Annotated in this window: 21 protein-coding genes; 19 read left to right on the top strand and 2 right to left on the bottom strand. The window is 67.3% G+C overall.

The annotated features are described in order from the left end of the window. Positions 1 to 33: 33 nt before the first annotated feature. The gene (locus J2X57_RS15940; protein ID WP_051943413.1) at positions 34 to 912 is read right to left on the bottom strand and encodes an alpha/beta fold hydrolase; all 879 of its coding nucleotides are present in this window, start codon (positions 910 to 912) and stop codon (positions 34 to 36) included. Between the two features lie 190 nt (positions 913 to 1102). On the opposite strand from J2X57_RS15940, the gene J2X57_RS15935 reads away from it, so the two are divergent. The 3 genes from J2X57_RS15935 (at position 1103) to J2X57_RS15925 (ending at position 3081) form a co-directional block, all read left to right on the top strand. Then, a complete protein-coding gene (locus J2X57_RS15935; protein WP_051943411.1) occupies positions 1103 to 1444 on the top strand; it encodes a YXWGXW repeat-containing protein in 342 nt (113 codons plus the stop codon). Positions 1445 to 1635: 191 nt separating this feature from the next. Then, positions 1636 to 2739, top strand: coding sequence for a Glu/Leu/Phe/Val dehydrogenase dimerization domain-containing protein (locus J2X57_RS15930; protein WP_036111602.1), 1104 nt, complete (start codon positions 1636 to 1638; stop codon positions 2737 to 2739). Positions 2740 to 2889: 150 nt separating this feature from the next. After that, the gene (locus J2X57_RS15925; protein ID WP_309868616.1) at positions 2890 to 3081 is read left to right on the top strand and encodes a hypothetical protein; all 192 of its coding nucleotides are present in this window, start codon (positions 2890 to 2892) and stop codon (positions 3079 to 3081) included. 176 nt (positions 3082 to 3257) lie between these two features. Here the strand turns inward: J2X57_RS15925 and J2X57_RS15920 are convergent, their stop codons facing one another. Further along, entirely contained in the window at positions 3258 to 3389 is a 132-nt protein-coding gene (locus tag J2X57_RS15920) for a hypothetical protein (protein WP_275041276.1), read from the bottom strand. Positions 3390 to 3883: 494 nt separating this feature from the next. Between J2X57_RS15920 and J2X57_RS15915 the strand changes: the two genes are divergently transcribed. The 16 genes from J2X57_RS15915 to fabG are packed head-to-tail and all read left to right on the top strand — an operon-like array spanning position 3884 to position 17799. Then, positions 3884 to 4153: an acyl carrier protein gene (locus J2X57_RS15915; RefSeq protein ID WP_051943409.1), complete on the top strand. Its 270-nt coding sequence runs from the start codon at positions 3884 to 3886 to the stop codon at positions 4151 to 4153. 8 nt (positions 4154 to 4161) lie between these two features. Beyond that, the gene (locus tag J2X57_RS15910) at positions 4162 to 4947 is read left to right on the top strand and encodes a glycosyltransferase family 2 protein (protein ID WP_051943407.1); all 786 of its coding nucleotides are present in this window, start codon (positions 4162 to 4164) and stop codon (positions 4945 to 4947) included. Further along, a complete protein-coding gene (locus J2X57_RS15905; RefSeq protein WP_043695050.1) occupies positions 4947 to 5555 on the top strand; it encodes an outer membrane lipoprotein carrier protein LolA in 609 nt (202 codons plus the stop codon). The genes J2X57_RS15910 and J2X57_RS15905 overlap by 1 nt, the downstream gene beginning before the upstream one ends. Continuing rightward, the gene (locus J2X57_RS15900) at positions 5552 to 7903 is read left to right on the top strand and encodes an MMPL family transporter (protein ID WP_309868614.1); all 2352 of its coding nucleotides are present in this window, start codon (positions 5552 to 5554) and stop codon (positions 7901 to 7903) included. Before J2X57_RS15905 ends, J2X57_RS15900 begins: the two co-directional genes overlap by 4 nt. Then, positions 7900 to 9162, top strand: coding sequence for a beta-ketoacyl-ACP synthase (locus J2X57_RS15895; protein ID WP_308846492.1), 1263 nt, complete (start codon positions 7900 to 7902; stop codon positions 9160 to 9162). Before J2X57_RS15900 ends, J2X57_RS15895 begins: the two co-directional genes overlap by 4 nt. After that, complete coding sequence (locus J2X57_RS15890; protein WP_309868612.1) at positions 9162 to 10388, top strand: beta-ketoacyl-[acyl-carrier-protein] synthase family protein; 1227 nt, start codon at positions 9162 to 9164, stop codon at positions 10386 to 10388. The genes J2X57_RS15895 and J2X57_RS15890 overlap by 1 nt, the downstream gene beginning before the upstream one ends. Next, the gene (locus tag J2X57_RS15885) at positions 10385 to 11119 is read left to right on the top strand and encodes a beta-ketoacyl synthase chain length factor (RefSeq protein ID WP_309868610.1); all 735 of its coding nucleotides are present in this window, start codon (positions 10385 to 10387) and stop codon (positions 11117 to 11119) included. Before J2X57_RS15890 ends, J2X57_RS15885 begins: the two co-directional genes overlap by 4 nt. Then, entirely contained in the window at positions 11116 to 11883 is a 768-nt protein-coding gene (locus J2X57_RS15880; protein ID WP_308846494.1) for a lysophospholipid acyltransferase family protein, read from the top strand. Before J2X57_RS15885 ends, J2X57_RS15880 begins: the two co-directional genes overlap by 4 nt. Beyond that, on the top strand, positions 11880 to 12149 hold the full coding sequence (locus J2X57_RS15875; protein WP_036111583.1) for a phosphopantetheine-binding protein: 270 nt from the start codon (positions 11880 to 11882) through the stop codon (positions 12147 to 12149). Before J2X57_RS15880 ends, J2X57_RS15875 begins: the two co-directional genes overlap by 4 nt. Continuing rightward, positions 12137 to 13309: a hypothetical protein gene (locus J2X57_RS15870; protein WP_309868608.1), complete on the top strand. Its 1173-nt coding sequence runs from the start codon at positions 12137 to 12139 to the stop codon at positions 13307 to 13309. Before J2X57_RS15875 ends, J2X57_RS15870 begins: the two co-directional genes overlap by 13 nt. Continuing rightward, positions 13302 to 14255: a glycosyl transferase gene (locus J2X57_RS15865; protein ID WP_309868606.1), complete on the top strand. Its 954-nt coding sequence runs from the start codon at positions 13302 to 13304 to the stop codon at positions 14253 to 14255. Before J2X57_RS15870 ends, J2X57_RS15865 begins: the two co-directional genes overlap by 8 nt. Beyond that, complete coding sequence (locus J2X57_RS15860) at positions 14245 to 14685, top strand: acyl-CoA thioesterase (protein ID WP_036111577.1); 441 nt, start codon at positions 14245 to 14247, stop codon at positions 14683 to 14685. The genes J2X57_RS15865 and J2X57_RS15860 overlap by 11 nt, the downstream gene beginning before the upstream one ends. 18 nt (positions 14686 to 14703) lie before the next feature. Next, positions 14704 to 15426: a class I SAM-dependent methyltransferase gene (locus J2X57_RS15855; protein ID WP_036111575.1), complete on the top strand. Its 723-nt coding sequence runs from the start codon at positions 14704 to 14706 to the stop codon at positions 15424 to 15426. Beyond that, on the top strand, positions 15423 to 16601 hold the full coding sequence (locus J2X57_RS15850) for a beta-ketoacyl-ACP synthase (RefSeq protein WP_309868604.1): 1179 nt from the start codon (positions 15423 to 15425) through the stop codon (positions 16599 to 16601). The genes J2X57_RS15855 and J2X57_RS15850 overlap by 4 nt, the downstream gene beginning before the upstream one ends. Continuing rightward, positions 16598 to 17074 (top strand): hotdog family protein, encoded by a 477-nt coding sequence (locus J2X57_RS15845; protein ID WP_043695068.1) that lies wholly within the window; start codon positions 16598 to 16600, stop codon positions 17072 to 17074. Before J2X57_RS15850 ends, J2X57_RS15845 begins: the two co-directional genes overlap by 4 nt. Then, positions 17071 to 17799, top strand: a complete 729-nt coding sequence (gene fabG / locus J2X57_RS15840; RefSeq protein ID WP_308846499.1) for a 3-oxoacyl-ACP reductase FabG — start codon at positions 17071 to 17073, stop codon at positions 17797 to 17799. Before J2X57_RS15845 ends, fabG begins: the two co-directional genes overlap by 4 nt. Positions 17800 to 17803 lie beyond the last annotated feature (4 nt).

Genomic DNA, 17803 nt, shown 5'->3' with positions numbered 1-17803 from the left:
CTCGCTCCTCGAAGGGGGGACTATGTGGCGGGCTCAGCGAAGCTCCACGCCATCCAGAAAGGCTATCGCCGCGGTCATGACGCTTTCGTCATCGACGATCCGGCGATGGCCCAGTCTGCGGGTTTTCAGCAAGGTGGCATCGGGCCACAGCCGCGCGTAGAGCTCCCCCTCTTCCACCGGGACATCGCGGTCGAAGAAGTCGTGGAAGATCAAGGCGGGCTGGGTCCGCTTCGGCGCGTGATGCGCGATATGCAGATCGTCGATGAGTATGCCGGTGCGCTCGGTCAGCGCCGCATGCAGCGACGGACGCAGATGCTCGGCGAGGCGGACGAAGCGCGAGAAGCGCCGCGTGGCGCCCTGGGGGTCCGCCGCGGGAGCGATCAGCACCACCCGCTTCGCCGTCCACCCGTCCTCCAGCGCCAGCGTCGCGGCCGCGCCGCCCAGTGAATGGGCGACGACGCCGTGCGCGTCACCGTAGTGACAGCCCACCGCAGCCAGCGTCCGGACGAAATCGGGCAGCGTGCACAGATCGCCGCCGCTGTGACCGTGACCGGGCTGGTCGAAGGACACCGCGGCCCAGCCCTTGGCGAGAAGCCACGGTGCCCAGGACTCCCAGCGCAAGCCCAGACTCGACCAGCCATGAGCCAGCAGGATGTAAGGCTGCGTCGCAGGGTCGCCCCAGATGTAGGTTTCGATCGATTCGCCGCCCAGTCGCACCGTCTCACGCCGCGCCGACATCGTGGTCGCGGCGTAGGCGGCGCGAACCCGGCTGCTCGGCAGTGGAGTCTGGAAGGTCCGCGCCGCGTGGGCCACCGTGCGCGCAGGTGCCAGGCGACTGCCCAGCCGGTATGCGAAACGGATGCCCAGCAGGGTCGCGATGGTGCGCACGCCAAAACGGCGGGGAGGCTTCATGGGCGGGAGCGGGCCGGTGGCGGTAAGAGTGGGCATGTGGGTCTTGGAGCAGCGGAGCGTCGCAAGGTTCCCCCACGGGAAGCTTTCGCGAAGCTGAACATTACGCGCCCCGGCGGGTCAACCCGCTCGAAGGAACCCGCGTTCTGGCCCCCGAATCCGCATCCGCGGAACCTCGCGAAGGAGAACACCGATGACCAAGCTGACCCGTACCCTCGCCGCCGTCGCCGTCATGGGCCTGGCCGCCGGCGCCGCAAGCTACACCCCGCCGGTCGCGGCACGGGAATATGTCGAGGTCACCGTCGGCACCCGTCCGCCGCCGCCGCGCTTCGAGCGCGTCCCGCCCCCGCGCGCCGGCTATGTCTGGGCGCCTGGCTACTGGAACTGGTACGGCGGCCGCTACGTCTGGGTCGGCGGCCGCTGGGCCACGGTACGTCCCGGCTACGTCTACCGCCCGCCGGTGTGGCACCCCTACGGCCGGGGCTGGCGCGTCGAGCGTGAGACCTGGGTCCGCGACCCTCACTGGCACCGCTGAGCCTCATCTGCTGCGCCGCACCTACACGGACGCTCACAACGGTTTAAACTAGGCACCTGACACGACAGATCGCCCCCGCCCTTCCAGGCCGGGGCGATTTTTTTGGAACGTCATTATCGACCGGTGGTCCCCGCCGCCGGTCATCACCTAGAGGCGGTGCTGCTGCCGCTTGTCACTGGAGTTTGCGTTCGATGATTTTCGAAACCATCGCCAACACGGGCCACGAAGAAGTCGTCTTCTGCCATAACAAGGACGCGGGCCTGAAGGCCATCATCGCGATCCACAATACCGTGCTGGGTCCTTCCCTCGGCGGCCTGCGCATGTGGCCGTACAAGACCGAGCAGGATGCCGTCAACGACGTGCTGCGCCTGTCGCGCGGCATGACGTACAAGAATGCCGTGGCCGGCCTGAACCTCGGCGGCGGCAAGGCCGTGATCATCGGCGATCCCTCCAGGGACAAGTCCGAAGCGCTGTTCCGCGCCTTCGGCCGTTTCGTCAACTCGCTCAACGGTCGCTACATCACGGCCGAAGACGTGGGCATCGACGTCAACGACATGGAATACGTCTACCGTGAAACCGAGTACGTCACCGGCGTGCATCAGGTGCACGGCGGTTCGGGCGACCCTTCGCCGTTCACCGCGTTCGGTACGCTGCAGGGCCTGATGGCCGCGCTGCAGTCCAAGCACGGCAACGAAGACGTGGGTAAGTACAGCTACGCCGTGCAGGGCTGCGGCCACGTCGGCAGCGAGTTCATCAAGCTGCTCCGCGAGCAGGGCGCCAAGGTGTTCGTCACCGACATCAACAAGGATGCCGTGCAGCGTTGCGTCGACGAACTGGGCTGCGAAGCCGTGGGTCTCGACGAGATCTACGACGTCGACGCCGACGTGTACAGCCCCTGCGCGCTGGGCGGCACGGTCAACGAGCAGACCATCGACCGCATCAAGGCGAAGATCATCTGCGGCGCGGCCAACAACCAGCTGGCAACCGACGCGATCGGTGACGAACTCGCCCGTCGCGGTATCGTCTACGCACCGGACTACGCGGTCAACGCCGGCGGCGTGATGAACGTCTCGCTCGAGATCGACGGTTACAACCGCGAGCGCGCCATGCGCATGATGCGCACGATCTACTACAACGTCGGTCGCATCTTCGAAATCTCCTCGCGCGACAACATCCCGACCTACAAGGCCGCGGACCGCATGGCGGAAGAGCGCATCAGCGCCATCGGCAAGATCCGTCTGCCCCACATGGGCAACGGCGCGCCGCGTTTCCAGGGCCGCATGCGCGGTCAGTAAGCGTTTATCTGCGAGCCCACGAAAGCCACCGCGAGCAATCCGGTGGCTTTTTTTCTGCCGGATCGGCGCGTCTGGACACCCGGCACCATCGAGCGACACTGTTCCTGGCCCGGCATGTTGCCGAGCCGACCACCTGACAAGGAGCAAGTCATGCCTATCGGCACCCTGATTATCCAGACGACCGAGAAAGACAATTACAAGCGTGGAAGCGTTCGTCCGGAAGGACAGACCAGCAACATGCAGGATCTCTCCTTCGCTGGTTACACCACAGCGACCGATGGCCAGCGCGTAACGTATACCGGTAACCCTGGCGGGCCAGCCAGCAACGTCAAGCCCGCATGACCGTTCGCGAACCGCCTCTTTGCGGAACTGGCAAGACAAGGGCCGCCGGTGCGATCCGGCGGCTTTTTCTTTGCGGACTTCGACCTTGCATCGATTCCACACGTCGCCGGTCGGACGACGTTGGACCCTGCGACATTTGCGTGGTGCAGACGCCCTGAGGGAGCGATGCCCGGGCATCAGCGCCCAGTGGCCACCAGCGTCGGGCTGGCGATCGGGGTGCTGGTGCCGACCATGGCGCCGAAGGTAAGCAGGCAGGTCAGGACGGCGGCGACAAAAAAGCCCTTGAGCAGGATCGTTTCGAATTTCATGGTCGTTCTCCTTGGACGATGGGAAGTGCTTTCACCAGGGAGAGTGCATCGGTCGTGCCAACGGCCGATTTACCTGCCAGACCGCCCTGCGGCGCCATTCCGCGCGATGTGACGGAAAAATTTCCGTGTCCGCGGACGCGTGGTGTCCGCCGGCGCCGTGACCGGGCGGACGCGGCGGACGCCACCCGCCTATACGTCGCGAAGGGCCTGCGCCAACGGCTGCCGGGGAATCGGCGCGACGCGGCCGCCGATTCCCACGATTTCACACGATCGGCCTTGGCTCAGGGGCGCGATCTGTTACACTTTTGTCGCCCCTGGGGATCTTGTAAGGCTTTGCCTACACGGCGCTTTTGGGGCCCAGGGGATGCCGTCCGAGAGGCGGCGACAACCAGAGACTTCCGATCACCTTCATCGCCTCGGTGATGGCGCCGCCTCCCGCTTGCCCGCGCAACCGGTGGATCGCCCGTCCGGGGATGAAATGGACTTACCGAGCTATGAGCGCGATCCCAGCTGAAACCTTCACCTTCGACGATGTACTCGATCGCCTGCGCACCGTGCTGCAGGAGACGTTCGAGATCGACCCGGCCAAGGTGACGCCCGACGCCAACCTCTTCACCGACCTGGAACTGGACAGCATCGACGCGATCGATCTGGCGATCCAGGTGCAGGACATGACCGGCACCCGGATCAAGCCCGAGGACTTCAAGAGCGTGCGTACGGTCGGCGACGTGGTCGCCACCGTGCAGACGCTGGTCGCTCGCTGAGCCGACCGATGGGGGGCAGGCCCGGACCGCGCGACGACGCGGCGCGATCCTTCGCGCCCTGCGCGGTCGTACCGATCTACAACCACGGACACACCATCGGCGCGACGGCCAATGCGCTCGCGGCCCATGGCGTGCCCGTGCTGATCGTGGACGATGGTTCGAACGAAGAGACGCGGATCATCCTCGACGCGCTTGTCGGCGGTCGCGACGACCTTCGCCTCATCCGCCTGCCGGAGAACGGCGGCAAAGGCGCCGCATTGACGGCGGGTTTCGTTGCCGCGCACGACGCGGGCTACAGCCATGTGCTGCAGATCGACGCCGACGGTCAGCACGACACGGCCGATGTGCCTCGTTTTCTCGCGGCGGCGGAAGCCGCACCCGAAGCCATGATCTGCGGCAAGCCGATCTACGACGATTCGGTGCCCCGCGCGCGCCTTTACGGTCGATACCTCACACACGTCTGCGTCTGGGCGGAAACGCTATCCTTCGACATTCAGGACTCGATGTGCGGCTACCGCCTGTATCCGCTTGCCGAGACGCGTGCCGAAATCGCCCGCAAGCCGCTGCCGACGCGGATGGACTTCGACACCGAGATCGCGGTGCGCCTGTACTGGCGGGGCGTGCCGGTACGCAACCTGCCAACGCGGGTAATCTACCCGGAGAACGGACTCTCGCATTTCCGCATGTGGCGCGACAACGCGCGTATCACGGCGATGCACACGCGACTCCTTCTCGGCATGCTGCCACGTGCACCGCGCCTCCTCATTCGCAAGTTCCGCCACGGATCCCCCTGATGCACCGTCTGCTTACCCTGATCGCCCTGCTCTTCGTCACCTCCGTCCATGCCCAGGCGCCATCGCTCGCCAACGAGATCCTCGGCAGCCTGGCCAAACACCCCCAGGTGCGCGCCGAATTCAGCCAGAGCCGCGAAAACCCCGCCCTTGCGGAGCCGCAGGTCAGCAAGGGCGACCTGCTGTTCGTCATCGGACACGGCATGGTCTGGCACACGCGCGATCCGTTCGAGGACACCCTGGTACTCACGTCCGGCGATACGCGCCGCCTGAACGCGCAGGGCAAGCTGGAGCGGGTCCGTGACGGCAACCGTGGCGTGAGCCAGGTCTCGGGCATGCTGCAGTCGCTGCTCGCCGGTAAGTCCGAGGAAGCCGCTCGCCAGTTCACCATCACGGCCGACGGCAGCATCGACCGCTGGACCCTGACCTTCGTGCCGCGGCAGGCACGCGTGGCACGCGTCCTGGCCGGCATCACACTGAAGGGCGACGCGTTCCTCGAGTCCATCGAAGTGAACCTCGCGAGCGGCGAGCGCACCCTGATCACGTTCACGAATACGCGGGACGCCGACTCGCTGACCCCGGTCGAAGCGAAGGTCCTCGGCGTTCCATGAGGCCGTCCCCGACAACGCTGCGGGCCGGGCTCTTCACGCTCGTAGCGCTGGGCATCTGCCTGTTCTGCGCGTGGCTCCTCTTCGGTCGCGGCACCTCGCCGCTGCAGACCGACATCATGACGATCCTGCCCGCGACGGAACGCCACCCGCTGGCGGAGGACGCCGTCGAGCGACTGGCCCGCGCCAGCGGCGACCGCATGATCCTGCTGGTGTCGAACGATGACGACGACGCGGCCAAGACCGCGGCGCGCGAACTCGGTGAGGCGCTGGGCAAGGATCCGGTATTCGCCTCGGTGATCGCCGAACTGCCGCCGTTCGATCTCGATCAGCTGGTCACGCCGTTCCTCCCGTTCCGCTTCCACCTGCTCACCCCCGAAGACCGGGCCGCCCTTACCAGCCCGGGCTTCGATGCGGTCGCCGCGCTCAGGCGCCGGCTCAACGAGCCGTTCGGCGCGAACGTCGGCGCGAAACTGACCGACGATCCGTTCGGCTGGATGCAGCACTGGCTCGATCGCCAGCCGTGGAACCGCTCCACCCTCGTCCCCGAGGACGACATGCTCACGGCACACCAGGGTGACACCACTTATGTGCTGGTGATTGCCACGCTGAAGGGCTCCTCGTACGACGACGTGGTGCAGCGGAAGGCCCTGGCCACGCTGGCGACGGCGGAGTCCGCCATGCTCGCGAAGCACCCCGGCACCACGCTGCAGCGCACGGGTGCGATCTTCTACGCCGCCGCCGCCCGTGCGGGGGCCGAGCGCGACACGCACGTGGTCGGCATCGCCTCGTCGGTGGGCATCGCGGTGCTGTTGCTGCTCGTGTTCCGCTCGCTGCGTCCGCTGCTGATCGCCTTTCTTTCCACCGCGCTGGGCGTGGTCGGTGCGATCGTCGCCACCGTGCTGGTGTTCGGCCAGCTGCACCTGCTGACGCTGGTCTTCGGCGCCGCTTTGCTGGGTGAGGCCGTCGATTATTCGATCCAGTACCTGTGTGCGCGGGCCAACACCGGCGCCGCGTGGAACGCGGAGCGTGGCGTGCGCCAGGTGCGCCCTGCGTTGTTGCTCGCGCTGGCCACGTCGCTGCTGGGCTATGCCTTGCTCGGCATCGTGCCCTTCCCTGCCCTGCAACAGATGGCCGTGTTCGCCATGGCCGGTATGGCGGTGGCATGCGCCAGCGTCTTCTGGCTGCTTCCCGCGCTGGCGCAGAAACCCGCGCGTGCGCCGCTGTCGCCCGCGCTGGTCCGGCTGGCACTGGGCTGGCAGCGCGCCGCGTCCGGCCGGCGCGCCCTGGTCGTGCTCGCGGTGCTCGCTGTCGCCGCGATACCCGGCTGGCTGCGCCTCGGCCACGACGACGATATCCATCTGCTGATCTCCCCGCCGAAGACACTCGAAGCACAGACGGCCTCGATCCGAGACGTCGCCGGCTTCGGTGGCGGGACGCAGTTCTGGCTGGTCGAGGGTGCCAGCGCCGAGGAAGTGCTCCAGCGCGAAGAAGCGCTGACAGATCGACTGCGGACATGGATCGCGGACGGCAAGCTCACCGGTTTCACGGGCATCACCGCGATGCTGCCGTCGGCGAAGCGACAGGCGGAAAACATCGCGGCGGTCGCCCCGTTGTTCACACCGGCCGACCGTATGAACGCCTGGCTCGCCGCTGCCGGATTCAGGCCCGAGGGCATGGCATCGTTCGTCACCGCATACCCCGGGCGCGCCTTCACGCTCGATGACTGGCTTGCGATGCCGGCGTACACGCCCTTCCACTACCTGTGGCTGAGCGGTTCGCACGGCACCGGCAGTATCGTCGTACCGCAAGGCCAGGACGACGTCGCCCTGCTGCGCCAGGCGTCCGAAGGCCTGCCCGGCGTGTCGCTGGTCGACAAGCCGGCCAGCATTTCCGCCCTGTTCGGTCGCTACCGTGGTTATGCGGACGTGTGGCTCGGGGGCGCGCTCGCCCTCGTCGGTCTCGCTTTCCTGTGGCGCTACGGGCCACGCGCGGTCGGCCGCGTCTTGCTGCCGCCGCTGGCCGGCATCGTCTTCAGCGTCGCGGCACTCGGCTACCTGGGCCAGCCGCTGACGCTGTTCCACATCATGGCGCTGATGCTCGTCCTCGGCGTCGGCGCCAATTACGCGGTATTCCTGCGCGAAGGCGAGCCGCATGCCGCGCACATTCCCGGCGCCGCCTATGCCGGTGTTCTGCTGTCCGCCGTGACCGCCCTGCTCTCGTTCGGTCTGCTCGCGCTCAGCACGATGCCGGCGCTGCAACATTTCGGCCTCACCCTGCTCCTCGGGATCGGCTTCACGGCGTTGATCGCGCCGGTGAGCGTCCCCGCACCGAAGAAGTCATCCGCATGAACACCGCCGCACACGCACCGGTAGCGCGCACCCTCAAACGCGTCGTCGTCACCGGTTTCGGTGGCATCACGCCGCTGGGCCACGACTGGCATGCCATCGAGGCGCGGCTTCGCAGTTTCCACAATGCCGTTCGCCGCATGGGCGAATGGGATTATTTCGACGCGCTCAACGGTCGTCTGGGTTGCCCGGTCGATGACTTCGCGATGCCCGTGCACTGGTCGCGCAAGCACGTGCGCTCGATGGGCCGCGTGGCCCAGCTGGCCGTCGCCGCCAGCGAGCGCGCACTGATCGACGCGGGACTGATCAACGATCCCTCCATCACCGACGGCCGCATGGGTGTGGCGTATGGCTCGTCGGGCGGCAGCATCGCGCCGGCCAAGACCATCGGGCGCATGCTCGAGACCGGTTCGATGCAGGGCGTCACCGCGACCAGCTACATCCAGATGATGGCGCACACCACCGCGGTCAACGTGGGCGTGTTCTTCGGCCTGCGCGGTCGCATCATCACCACCTCCAGCGCATGCACCTCCGGCAGCCAGGCCATCGGCTACGGCTACGAGGCGATCCAGCAGGGCAAGCAGACGCTGATGCTCTGTGGCGGTGCCGAGGAACTCTCCGGCCCCGGGGCGGCGGTGTTCGACACCCTGTTCGCGACGAGCACGCGCAACGATTCACCCGAACTCACGCCTCGCCCGTTCGATGCCAAGCGCGACGGCCTGGTGGTCGGTGAAGGTGCGACGACGCTGATCCTCGAAGAATACGAACACGCGATGGCTCGCGGCGCGACGATCTACGCCGAGGTGGTCGGCTTCGGCACCAATTCCGACGGCCAGCACATCACGCAGCCCACGCGCGAAACGATGGCCGCCGCCATGCGCATGGCACTGGCCGATGCGGGCCTCACGCCCGACGCGATCGGCTACGTCAGCGCGCACGGCACCGCCACCGATCGCGGCGACGTGGCCGAAACCCATGCCACCGCCGACGTGCTGGGCGGCGGCGTGCCGATCAGCTCGATGAAGAGCTATGTCGGCCACACGCTCGGCGCGTGCGGCGCGCTCGAATCCTGGTGGGCGATCGAGATGATGCGTCGCGGCTGGTTCGCGCCGACCATCAATCTCGACACCCCGGACCCCGAGTGCGCGGCGCTCGATTTCGTCACGGGCCAGGGTCGCGAGATCCGCACGGGTTACGTGATGAACAACAACTTTGCCTTCGGCGGCATCAACACCTCGCTGATCTTCAGGGCGGTCGATTGATGAGACGCGTCGTCGTCACCGGCATGGGCGCGGTGTCCTGTCTGGGACCGGACCGTCGCGCGCTGTTCGACGGGTTGCGCGCGCAGCGCGCGGGTTTCCGCGAGATGCCCGACTTCGCGACGCTGGGCATGCGCTGTCGGGTGGGCGCGCCGGCGGATATCGCCGCGCTGGAACCACCGCACCGCAAGCTGCGTCGTTATCTGCCGCAAGCGGCCGAGTACGCGTGGCATGCGGCGCGCGAAGCCCTTGCCGAAGCCGGCCTCGACGAGGACCGGCTGCGCGAACGCGATGTCGGTATCGTCATGGGCGGCTCCGCCGCGCTGAGCGAATACGAAGCCGGTCTCGACATGTTCCACGCGCGCGGCATCTCGCGTCTGTCGCCCTTCATCGTTCCGCGCAGCATGGGCAGCGCGGTCGCGGCAACCCTCACGCACGCGTTCGGGTTCGGCGGTCGTGCCTTTACCGTCAGCTCGGCGTGCACCAGCGCCACGCATGCGATCGGCCAGGCGATGGAGTTGATTCAGCTGGGCCGGCAGGACGTCGTCATCTGCGGTGGCGCGGAAGAACTGCACGACAAAGCCGCGATGTGCTTCGACGTCATGAATGCGCTGTCGACGACGAGTGCTCCGGGCGAGCGCGTGTCCGCCCCTTACGAGGCCGACCGCGACGGCATCCTGCTGGGTGGTGGCGCGGGTGTACTCGTGCTCGAATCGCTGGAGCATGCGCAGGCGCGTGGCGCCACGATCCTCGCCGAAATGGCGGGCTACGGTGCCGCCTCCGATCCTGACGGGATGATCAGCCCGGAGGCCGGTGGCATGGCCGAGGCCATGCACCAGGCCATCGACCTGGCGGGAACGATCCCCGACTACATCAACACCCATGCCTGTGCCACGATCCAGGGCGACCTCGCCGAATGGCACGCGCTGTGCCGCGTGTTCGGCGACCGCGGGTTCGCCGTGCCGTGGATGTCCTCGATCAAGGGGCTGATTGGGCACGCGCCGGCCGCGGCGGGTGCGTTCGACACGATCGCGGGCATCGCGATGATGGAAGCCGGCGTGTTGCTGGGCGGCGCTCCCGTGCGCGAACTCGACGAGGCCTTCGCCGACGCGCCCCTGATCGAAGGAGAGCGCCCCGCGCGCATCGACAGCTTCCTGTCGAACACGTTCGGCTTCGGGGGCAGTTGTGCGGCGCTGGTCGTGCGCCGGTTCGACGGGGCCGGCGCATGATCGCCCTGCGTATCGACGACTGGCGCGCGTGGGCGCCCGGCATCGAGGACGCCGATGCATGGGCACGCTGGGCCTTGGCCCCGCATGTGCCCGCCGATACGGGCCAGCAGCCCGCCTGCGATTTCGTGCCGCCGATGCAGCGCCGGCGACTCAGCCGCCTTGCGCGCATCGTCATGCACACCGCGTGGCCGTTATGCGCCGAGGACGAGCAGTTGCCCTTCGTCTACGCCTCGCGCCACGGCGAAACCACGCATACCTTCGCCATGCTCGAGGAGATCGGCCGCGACGCCCCCCTGTCACCGACCCGCTTCGGACTTTCCGTCCACAACGCGATCGCCGGGCAGTGGTCGATCCTGCGCGGCCAGCGCGACGAATCCGTCGCCATCGCGGGTGAGGGCGATACCTTCGAGCACGCCATGGTGGAAGCCGCGGCGCTGCTCGATGACGGTGCCCCGACGGTCATCGTCGTCGTCGCGGAGGAGCGGCCGCCGGTCGCTTACGACGGCTGGATCGACGACGTGCCGTTCTCATACGCCGTCGCGTTGCGCGTGTCCCGGGCTGGTATGCCCGGGGACGGCGCGCGCTGGCAGCTGTCCCTGCGCGGCAACATCGACGCGACCGCGCCAGTGGACGGCCAGCATGCCCTGCGCTTTATCCGTGCGCTGCACCATGGCGCTTCCCTCGACCACCCGTGGAAGACACGACGATGGACCTGGCAGCCCATAGCGTGAAACGACGCCGCGACGCCTGGGCCTGGCGCTTCATCGGCACCGCGCTCAGCTTCGCGTTGTTCGGCATCGGCGGCCTCCTGCTCCGCGGGATCGTCCTGCCCGTGGTTCTGCGCTGGCCCGGCGAAGCATCGGTGCGACGCCGTCGTGCGCGGCGTACCGTCGGCCGCGCCTTCTGGCTCCACTCGCGGTTCATGTGCCGCATGGGCGTCGTCGATTTGCACTTCGAGGGCTGCGAGCGGCTGGGGAAGCCCGGCCAGATGATCGTCGCCAACCATCCATCGCTGATCGACGTCGTGTATCTGCTCGGTCACGTGCCCGACGCCAACTGCATCGTGAAACACAGCTTGTGGAAGAATCCGTACATGCGCGGACCGGTGACGGTTGCCCAGTACATCAGCAACGACGGCAGCGCCGAGATGCTGGAAAGGGCGGCGGGCGTGTTGCGTGAGGGCCAGACGCTCATCGTCTTTCCCGAGGGCACGCGTACCACGCCCGGGCAGGATCCGGTCTTCCATCGCGGCGCGGCGGCCATCGCCGTACGTGGCGCGCGGATCGTCACGCCCGTCTACATCACCGTCGAGCCGACCACGCTGACCAAGGCGGATCGCTGGTATCACGTGCCGGACCGGCGCGTGCACGTGCGTATACGCGTCGGTGACGACCTCGATGTGCGAGCCTTCAGCGAAGGCACCCCGGCGCCGATAGCCTCGCGCCGTCTCAACGAACACCTCCACAGCCTCTACGCCAGGGAACGGAAGCCATGAACGACCTGGAGCGGGATATCGCCCGCCTCATCATCGAGACACTCGCACTCGATCACCTGACGGTGGACGACATCGCAGCGGACCAGCCCCTGTTCGGGCAAGGGCTCGGCCTGGATTCCGTCGATGCGCTCGAACTCGCACTCGCCCTGCAGACCCGATATGGACTGAAGATCGCCTCGGATTCGCGCGATGCACGCCGACATTTCGAAACGGTCCACCGTCTGGCCCTCTACGTCAAAGCGAACGGCGAGTCATGCGTAAACTGAGCGACATGGTGCTGGTCATCGTCGGCATCCTCTTTCCGTTCATCGTCTATTTCGGCATGGACCACGTGTCCACACCGGTATTCGGCCTGATCCTGGGCGGCTTGTGGCTGATCCGCGCGCCGGCGCTCCTGCGTCAGCCCGGCGGCGGATGGATGCTCGGTATCACGCTGATCTATTGCACCGTCCTCGCCTTCGGAGGCGAAGAGCGCCTGCTGCGCTGGTACCCGAGCCTGATCTGCGCGCTGCTCTTCGGCGCGTTCGGCCTCAGCCTGAAGTTCGGGCCGCCGATGATCGAGCGGATCGCGCGCGTCACCGAGCCCGACCTGCCTCCGGTGGCTGTCGCGTATACACGCAAGGTCACCTGGGTGTGGGTGGGTTTTTTCTTTTTCAATGGCACCGCCTCCGCGCTGCTGGCGGGATGGGGGCCGCTGTCGTGGTGGACCTTCTACAACGGCATCCTGGCTTACTCGGTCATGGGCGTGCTTTTCCTCGGCGAGTGGATCCTGCGCCAGCGTCTGCGTCGGCGGATCAACAAGGCGCCCATGGACGCCGCCGCCTCACGGCTGCGTTCCCATCCCTGGGTTGCCGGTGCGGGGGGTGGCTACGCCGGCAAGAAGGGCCCGGGCATGGTCGTCGCGCTGAGTGCCACGGGCCGCACCGCCCTGCTTCGCCACGGACGCACCGGCCTGCTCAACGAGCTGGGCCAACAGGCCGCCGGCGACGACGCCCTGTCGACGCCGCTGGTCTGGCGTTTCGTCGCCGACTTGCCGGGCACGCAGCACGTCGACGACGCACTGCGGGCCGAGCTTCCGACGGAGCCCGTCGTGCTCGGCGAGCATCGCGACGATGAGGGCGTGGTCATCGATCTGGAGCTGCCGCTCGATCTGGCCTGCTTCGCCGAGCACTTTCCCGAGGCGCCGGTCGTGCCGGGCGTGCTGCAGGTCGGCTGGGCATTGTCTTTCGCCGCTGTCCGTCTGGGTACGCCGAAGACGTGTCGTGGCATGGACGCACTGAAGTTCCAGCGCCTGCTTCGACCGGGCGACCGGCCACAACTGCTGCTCCGCCACGATAAGGAGCGCGGTCGCCTGCAGTTCGTGTATCGCATGAACGGAGAGCCCGTCTCATCCGCGTATCTGCGCCTGGACGGCGCGCATGTCTGATTCGGCTGCCAGCGGACACTGGACCGCGCAGAAGGAGCGGGGCAGTTTCCTCGGCCTCAAGCTCACCGCGATCGCGGTGCGCCTGCTGGGTCGTGGCCTCGCCACGCCGGTCATCTGGCTGGTGGTGCTTTATTTCTACGTGACGGGGCGAACCACGCGACGCAACGTGGCCGACTACCAGCGGCGCCTCGCCGCCTGGAGCGGTCGTACGGATCTCTTCCCGCGTCGACGCGCGGCCTTCGCACAGTACCGTGCTTTCGGCGACTGCATGCTCGACCGTTTCGACGTCTGGCGCGGCAAGCTCCGCCTGTCATCCGTGGACATGGACGATCCCGATGGCGTACGCAACGCGCTGATTGGCGGCGGGCGCGGCCAGATCCTCATCTGCACCCATCTGGGCAACCTCGACGTGTGCCGCGCCATGGCCGAGATCGGAGAGGGCGTGGCGCTCAACGTGCTGATGTACCTGCCCAACGCGGCGCACTTCAACCGGCTGCTCGGTGAGTCCGGCGATCGGCGACTGCGGCTGATGCATGTGGGCGACCTGGACACCGCCACCATGATGGATCTGTCGCAACGGCTGGATCGCGGTGAGTGGATCGCCATCGCCGGCGACCGCGTGCCCCCACACGGTGCCCGCACGGTCGAGGCCGATTTCCTCGGCGCGCCAGCCCGCTTTCCTCAGGGCCCGTGGCTGATGGCCGCCATGCTGCGCTGCCCGGTCAACGTGGTCTGCTGTCTCAAGCACGCCTCGCGTTATCGCATTCATCTGCGTCGCTTCGAGGACGCCGCCGCCTGGGATCGTGCGCGCCGCGCCGGCCTCATTCAGGAGGCGGTCGCGCGCTATGCCGACTGGCTGGCCGCCCGTTGCCTCGATGCGCCGCTTCAATGGTTCAATTTTCACCCGTACTGGCAAGGTACGAACGGAGCTCCCCATGCGCGCTAACGGTGTGCTCGCGACCGAGATCGAGGTCATCGTGCCCTTCTTCGACGTCGATTCGATGGAAGTGGTCTGGCACGGCCACTACGTGAAGTACCTCGAGGTGGCGCGCTGCGCCCTGCTCGACGACGTCGGCCACAATTACGTGCGCATGAAGGAAACAGGCTTCGCCTGGCCCATCATCGACCTCCAGCTGCGCTACGCGCAGGCCGCACGCTTCGGCCAGAAGCTCACCGTGCGCGCCGACCTGATCGAGTGGCAGAACCGGCTCAAGATCCACTACACGCTCAGCGACGCCATCACCGGCGCACGGCTCACACGCGCCAGCACCATCCAGGTCGCGGTCAGCGTCCCCGATGGCGAAATGCAGCTCGTCTCGCCCCGCGTCTTCACCGACGACGTCGAACGCCGGCTGGCCCGCACGTCGTCACCCTGATCGAATGGAATGCCTGTCATGAAATACGCCAGCGCCACGTACGTCGAAGAAACCCGGATCGGTTTCGTCTTCCTGCGCACCCATACCTGGCAGCACCACGTGCTGCGTGTCGCCATCAACGACCACAAGCGCCTGATCGGTGAGCCGCTGCCGCAAGGCGGCACACTGCTCGACGTCGGCTGCGGCCAGGGGCGCTCGTTCCGATATCTGCGCGACGCGTTCCGCCCCGCGCGCATGCTGGGCCTCGACGCCGACCCGCACAGCATCGAGCTGTCGAGGGCGGAGGCCCGACGCGAAGACATCGACGTCACGCTGATGGTCGCCGACTGCGCGCGCATCGATCTGCCCGACGCCAGCGTGGACGTGCTGTTCTGTCATCAGACGTTTCATCACCTGGTGGAGCAGGAACGCGCCCTCGATGAATTCTGGCGCGTACTGAAGCCCGGCGGCCTGCTGCTGTTCGCGGAGTCGACCAAGGCGTACATCGATACGTGGGTGATTCGCTGGTTCTTCCGCCACCCGATGCACGTGCAGAAAACCGCCGACGAATACCTTGCGATGATCCGCGGGCGCGGCTTCCGCTTCGAACCGCGCAACGTCTCTCTGCCGTATCTGTGGTGGAGCCGGTCGAAGGACTTCGGCCTGCTGGAGCGCTGGGGTATCAGGAATCCGCCACCGCCGGGCAAGCGCGAGGAAACGCTGGTCAACGTGGCCGCGTGGAAGCCGCTCGACGCCGTATGAAGACCTATCTCAACGCACTGGGCGTGACCTGCTCGCTGGGCGCGGGCAAGGCCGCCGTCGCGGAGGCGCTGTTTGCCGGAGACACGCGCGGGCTGCGCGATATCGATGGCTGGGCGCCCGGCCGGACGCTTCCCCTCGGCGAGGTCGTCGATCCTCTGCCGTCGATGCCGCAGGGCATGGGAGCGCGTGACACGCGCAACAATCGCCTTCTGCTGCTCGCGGCACAGGAAATCGAAACCGAACTGCGTGACGCGATCGCCCGCTATGGTGCCGACCGCGTGGGCGTCGTGATCGGCACCAGTACCACGGGGATCGAGGAGGCGGCCGGCCATATCGCCACCCGCGCGCAGACCGGCACGTGGCCGGACGCTTACCGTTATTCCGATCAGGAACTGGGCGCACCCGCGGCCTTTCTCGCCGAATGGCTCGGCATCGCCGGTCCCGCCTACGGCATTTCGACGGCATGTACGTCAGGCGCCCGCGCGCTGCTCAGCGCGCGACGCCTGTTGCGCCTCGGCCTGTGCGACGCCGTGATCTGCGGCGGTGCCGACACGCTGTGCCGTCTGGCGACGCACGGCTTCCATGCGCTCGAAGCCACCGACGGACAGCGTTGCGTGCCCTTCTCGCTTTCACGGCGCGGTATCAACATCGGTGAGGCCGCCGCGCTGTTTCTCATGACCCGGGACGCCGCCGAGGTCGAATTCGTCGGCGGTGGCGCGAGCTCGGATGCATACCACATGTCCTCACCGGCACCTGACGGCCGTGGCGCGGCCGAGGCGATGCGTCGCGCGCTCGCGTCGGCCGGCATCGAGGCGAGCGCCATCGATTACGTCAACCTGCACGGCACGGCGACAGAACATAACGACGCGATGGAGAGCCACGCCGTCGCGCATACCTTCGCGCGGCCGGTTCCGTGTTCCTCGACCAAAGCCCTGACCGGCCACACGCTCGGCGCGGCCGGCGCCCTGGAAGCCGCCTTCTGCTGGCTGGCGCTGACCGATGCGGGACGCCGGCTGCCACCGCACATATGGGATGGCGGGACGGATCCCGCCCTGCCCCCGTTGCATTTCACAACGGTCGGTGACCGGTCGCCAGCGGGCACACGTCACCTGATGAGCAACTCGTTCGCGTTCGGCGGTAACAACGCGAGCCTGATCCTGGCGGACGCGACATGACGATCTGGCCTGTCGAAACCCTGCTGCCGCATGCCGGTCGCATGATCCTGCTCGACCGTGTCGTGGAATGGGATGCCGATCGTGTCGTCTGCGAACGTCTCGTCCGACGCGGGGATGCCTTTGTCGAAGCGACCGGTCTCCCCGCGTGGGCGGGCGTCGAGTTGATGGCCCAGACCATCGCCGCGTGGAACGGCTGCCAGGTGCTGACGGCGGGCGGTCAGGTCAGGCCCGGCTTTCTCCTGGGCACACGGGCCTACCGCGCGGATGTCGATACGTTCGCGACCGGGGCACTGCTGCGCATCGAAGCCGTACGCCACTTTCATGATGAGGAAGGCATGGGTGCGTTCGCCTGCCGTATCGACGCGGAAGGTCTGCATGCCGAGGCACGCCTGACCGTGTTCAGCCCGCCGGACCCGACACCCTTTCTCGATCCTCGCCATAATCGTCTCGACTCCAGAGGTGCTCCACCATGACCGACACCATCTTCGTCACAGGCTCCAGCCGTGGCATCGGCCGCGCGATCGCGTTGAATCTCGCGGACGCCGGTTACGACCTCGTGGTGCATTGCCGCTCACGCCGCGAGGAAGCCGACGCCGTCGTCGCGGAGATCGTCGCCAGGGGCCGCAACGCCCGCGTCGTGCAGTTCGATATCTCGGACCGCGCGGCATCCGCCGCCGCTCTCGAGGCGGACGTCGCCGGACACGGCGCGTATTACGGCGTGGTCTGCAACGCCGGCCTCACCCGTGACGGCGCGTTCCCCGGACTGACCTCCGACGACTGGGACCAGGTGCTGCGGACCAACCTCGATGGCTTCTACAACGTGTTGCACCCGCTGGTGATGCCGATGATCCGTCGGCGCAAGCCGGGCCGTATCGTCTGCATCACGTCGGTCTCGGGCATCATCGGCAACCGGGGACAGGTGAACTACAGCGCGTCCAAGGCCGGTGTCATCGGCGCGGCGAAGGCACTGGCCGTCGAGCTGGCCAAGCGCAAGATCACGGTGAACTGTGTGGCGCCGGGCCTGATCGACACGGACATGCTCGACCCCGAGGTGCCGGTGGAGCAGATTCTCAAGGTGATTCCCATGGAGCGTACGGGTACGCCGGAAGAAGTGGCGGCGGCGGTACGCTTTCTGGTCAGTCCGGAAGCGGGTTACATCACGCGACAGGTGCTGGCGGTGAATGGCGGGCTTTGCTGAGGAG

The sequence above is a fragment of the Luteibacter sp. 1214 genome (assembly GCF_031455395.1).
In the GTDB taxonomy this organism is placed as follows: domain Bacteria; phylum Pseudomonadota; class Gammaproteobacteria; order Xanthomonadales; family Rhodanobacteraceae; genus Luteibacter; species Luteibacter mycovicinus.
This window is presented reverse-complemented; position numbering and strand designations above follow the sequence as displayed.